Raw genomic sequence first — 2,770 nt, 5'->3', positions numbered from 1 at the left:
ATATCTTGACTGGAAATATTTATTGCTATTTAGAGAGGTTCAACAATATGGTGATGATGGCATAAGGGATACACCTGTTCCCATACCGAACACAGAAGTTAAGCCTTATAACGCCGATGGTACTCGGAGGGCAACCTCCCGGGAGACTAGGAAATCGCCAAACAAAAGGCAGTTTATTCTTTCGAGCGAGTGACTTTAATATTTACATTTAGAGTAACTCCCGAGAGACTGTCAAAATGCCTAAATGGCATTTTGACCCTGAAACATAGCTGCGTATGCAGCGAAAGAGTTTGCGTAAGCAAACGAGTTTCAGTGGAAATCGCCAAACAATTACGCTTATGCGTTTTTGCGCTTAGGTAGCTCAATGGTGGAGCACCCGGCTGTTAACCGGTAGGTTGTGGGTTCGAGTCCCACCCTGAGCGCCATTTATTTAATTTATTTTATCGCGGGATGGAGCAGTCTGGTAGCTCGTCGGGCTCATAACCCGAAGGTCGTAGGTTCAAATCCTGCTCCCGCAACCACATGGCGAAGTAGCTCAGTTGGCTAGAGCATTCGGTTCATACCCGGAGTGTCAACGGTTCAAGTCCGTTCTTCGCTACCAATAAATTAGGGTCAAGCTTATGCTTGATCCTAACTGATAATTTTTAATTATGGCTCCATGGTCAAGTGGTTAAGACACAGCCCTCTCAAGGCTGTATCATGGGTTCAAATCCCATTGGAGTCACCACCACATGTGACCATAAGACTTTATTAGGCTTTTCTTTTAAGGCCCTATGGTCATAATAGTATAAGTTTATTATTTAGGCCCTATGGTCAAGCGGTTAAGACACCACCCTTTCACGGTGGTATCCCGGGTTCGAATCCCGGTAGGGTCACCATTATTAGTCAAATTAGACTAGAAAAGAACATCTTCGTATAAGAGGATACCACCGTGTTCACGGCGGTAAGTTCTTTGGACTCACTGACGTTCGTCTCAAAGATTTCAAATCTTATGATTTGAAACCCTAAAAGGGACTGGGTTACGAATCCCAGTAGGGTCACAATTATATAATTTTAATTGTTAAAACACTTATTATGGAAGTATAGCTCAGTTGGGAGAGCATCTGCCTTACAAGCAGGGGGTCACAGGTTCGAGCCCTGTTACTTCCACCATGTTTATCATCTTATGATGATTTTTGGCTCGGTAGTTCAGCTGGTTAGAATGCCGCCCTGTCACGGCGGAGGTCGTGGGTTCGAATCCCATCCGAGTCGCCAAAATAAATACACGATTTAGATGTGACTTCGCAAAATATCCGCCGTTACGGCGGAGGAGTTCTTCGGACTCACTAGCGTTCGTCTCGAAGATTTCAAATCCCATCTGAGTCGTCAAGTTTCTAGCAGACTTTGTTAGATTCGCTGATGTAGCTCAATTGGTAGAGCAATTGATTTGTAATCAATAGGTTGTAGGTTCAAGTCCTATCATCAGCTCCATAATTTTTAATATGCGGATGTGGCTCAGGGGTAGAGCATCGCCTTGCCAAGGCGAGGGTCGCGAGTTCGAATCTCGTCATCCGCTCCATATATGACTTACGTTATGCGTAAGTTTTTTATTTTTAATTGCTTATTTTTATTGAAAAAATATATTTTTGGCATATAATAATTTAGTATCCATATGCGGGTGTAGCTCAGTGGTAGAGCCCCAGCCTTCCAAGCTGGTTGCGAGGGTTCGATTCCCTTCACCCGCTCCATGCGTTATTAGCTCAGCTGGATAGAGCGTCTGGCTACGGACCAGAAGGCCTGGGGTTCGAATCCTCAATGACGCGCCAGGATTATAGAAGAGTTTTGATTTTTCAAGACTCTTTTTTTAGGCTCTTTGTCAAATCGTGTTGGTAAATAAAAATCAACCAAATTCTTAATCAGGGATAGAAATTTCTATCCCTGAATTTTTTAACTAGCTAATAAATTTCTGGTGATAAATATTCTTGTTCTAAAATTAGCAAAATTACTGTAACCAAAGGCTATTCTCTTTAAGACTTTTATGAAGTTGTTAACACCCTCTATAGGTCCATTAGAATAATCATAGATAAATTAGTTCTTAATATATTCTAGGTAATAAAAACAAGTATCTATTGAGGTTTTCATTTTGTCACTCACCTTATCTTTAAAATAATTTAAATGATATGCAAACAATTCAAAATCCCTTTTCTCAATATCTTCCCTCAAGCATTGGTAACATTCATATGTATCTTTCAAGGTTTTATCAATGTTAAGACTAATATCCACTATATCCTCATCAGATACAAGACTGTCAGGGAAATGAACACGTTTAAAAAAGTGTATAGGATTAAGTAACTTGTAAGGTTTTAGAAAATGTTTCCAATATTTCTTAAGTCTTTTGTATTTAATATTGCTTGTAGAATAACCCTTCATTGTATCAATCCTTGTATGGTTAAAAGAGTTAGTAAAGAGCTTTACAATATGAAATCTATCTATAATGATTTCTGAATTAACAAAGAGTTCTTTGATAAGTGAAATATATGGACTATACATATCAATACATACAGTCTTAACCTTGTCTCTAACATATCTTGGATAACATAAGAAATATTTCCTTAGGTAAGGTAACTGTCTATTCTCTACAACATCAATAACCTTGTGATTATCTGAATCTAGATATATAAAACTCATGGCTCCTTTAGCATCCTTGGTTGACTTAAACTCGTCAAATGATAGGTGATAAGGTAAATATGAAAAATCTACATTGAATTCATTATCAAGCTTAGCCATGAAC

At 39.0% G+C, this 2,770-nt stretch carries 11 tRNA genes, 1 rRNA gene and 1 pseudogene; 12 read left to right on the top strand and 1 reads right to left on the bottom strand.

Annotated elements, in window-relative coordinates:
* Nucleotides 1–46 precede the first annotated feature (46 nt).
* From rrf to HMPREF0077_RS03060, 12 genes are all read left to right on the top strand, one after another.
* Nucleotides 47–163, top strand: a 5S ribosomal RNA gene (rrf, locus tag HMPREF0077_RS03115).
* A gap of 187 nt (nt 164–350) precedes the next feature.
* Nucleotides 351–425 (top strand) — tRNA-Asn (locus tag HMPREF0077_RS03110).
* Nucleotides 426–444: 19 nt separating this feature from the next.
* Nucleotides 445–521 (top strand) — tRNA-Met (locus HMPREF0077_RS03105).
* Nucleotides 522–524: 3 nt separating this feature from the next.
* Nucleotides 525–601, top strand: a tRNA-Met gene (locus HMPREF0077_RS03100).
* A gap of 51 nt (nt 602–652) precedes the next feature.
* Nucleotides 653–727, top strand: a tRNA-Glu gene (locus HMPREF0077_RS03095).
* A 76-nt stretch (nt 728–803) separates the two neighbouring features.
* A tRNA-Glu gene (locus HMPREF0077_RS03090) sits at nt 804–878 on the top strand.
* 198 nt (nt 879–1,076) lie between these two features.
* Nucleotides 1,077–1,152: transfer RNA gene (locus HMPREF0077_RS03085), tRNA-Val, on the top strand.
* Between the two features lie 25 nt (nt 1,153–1,177).
* Nucleotides 1,178–1,254, top strand: a tRNA-Asp gene (locus HMPREF0077_RS03080).
* A 140-nt stretch (nt 1,255–1,394) separates the two neighbouring features.
* A tRNA-Thr gene (locus HMPREF0077_RS03075) sits at nt 1,395–1,470 on the top strand.
* 13 nt (nt 1,471–1,483) lie between these two features.
* A tRNA-Gly gene (locus HMPREF0077_RS03070) sits at nt 1,484–1,558 on the top strand.
* A gap of 95 nt (nt 1,559–1,653) precedes the next feature.
* Nucleotides 1,654–1,727, top strand: a tRNA-Gly gene (locus HMPREF0077_RS03065).
* 1 nt (nt 1,728) lies between these two features.
* A tRNA-Arg gene (locus HMPREF0077_RS03060) sits at nt 1,729–1,805 on the top strand.
* A 121-nt stretch (nt 1,806–1,926) separates the two neighbouring features.
* Here HMPREF0077_RS03060 and HMPREF0077_RS03055 read toward each other — a convergent pair.
* Nucleotides 1,927–2,667: pseudogene (locus tag HMPREF0077_RS03055) on the bottom strand (ISL3 family transposase).
* Nucleotides 2,668–2,770 lie beyond the last annotated feature (103 nt).

The sequence above is a fragment of the Anaerococcus tetradius ATCC 35098 genome, from assembly GCF_000159095.1.
In the GTDB taxonomy this organism is placed as follows: domain Bacteria; phylum Bacillota; class Clostridia; order Tissierellales; family Peptoniphilaceae; genus Anaerococcus; species Anaerococcus tetradius.
The sequence above is the reverse complement of the archived record's forward strand: the minus strand, read 5'-3'. Positions and strand labels throughout refer to the sequence as shown.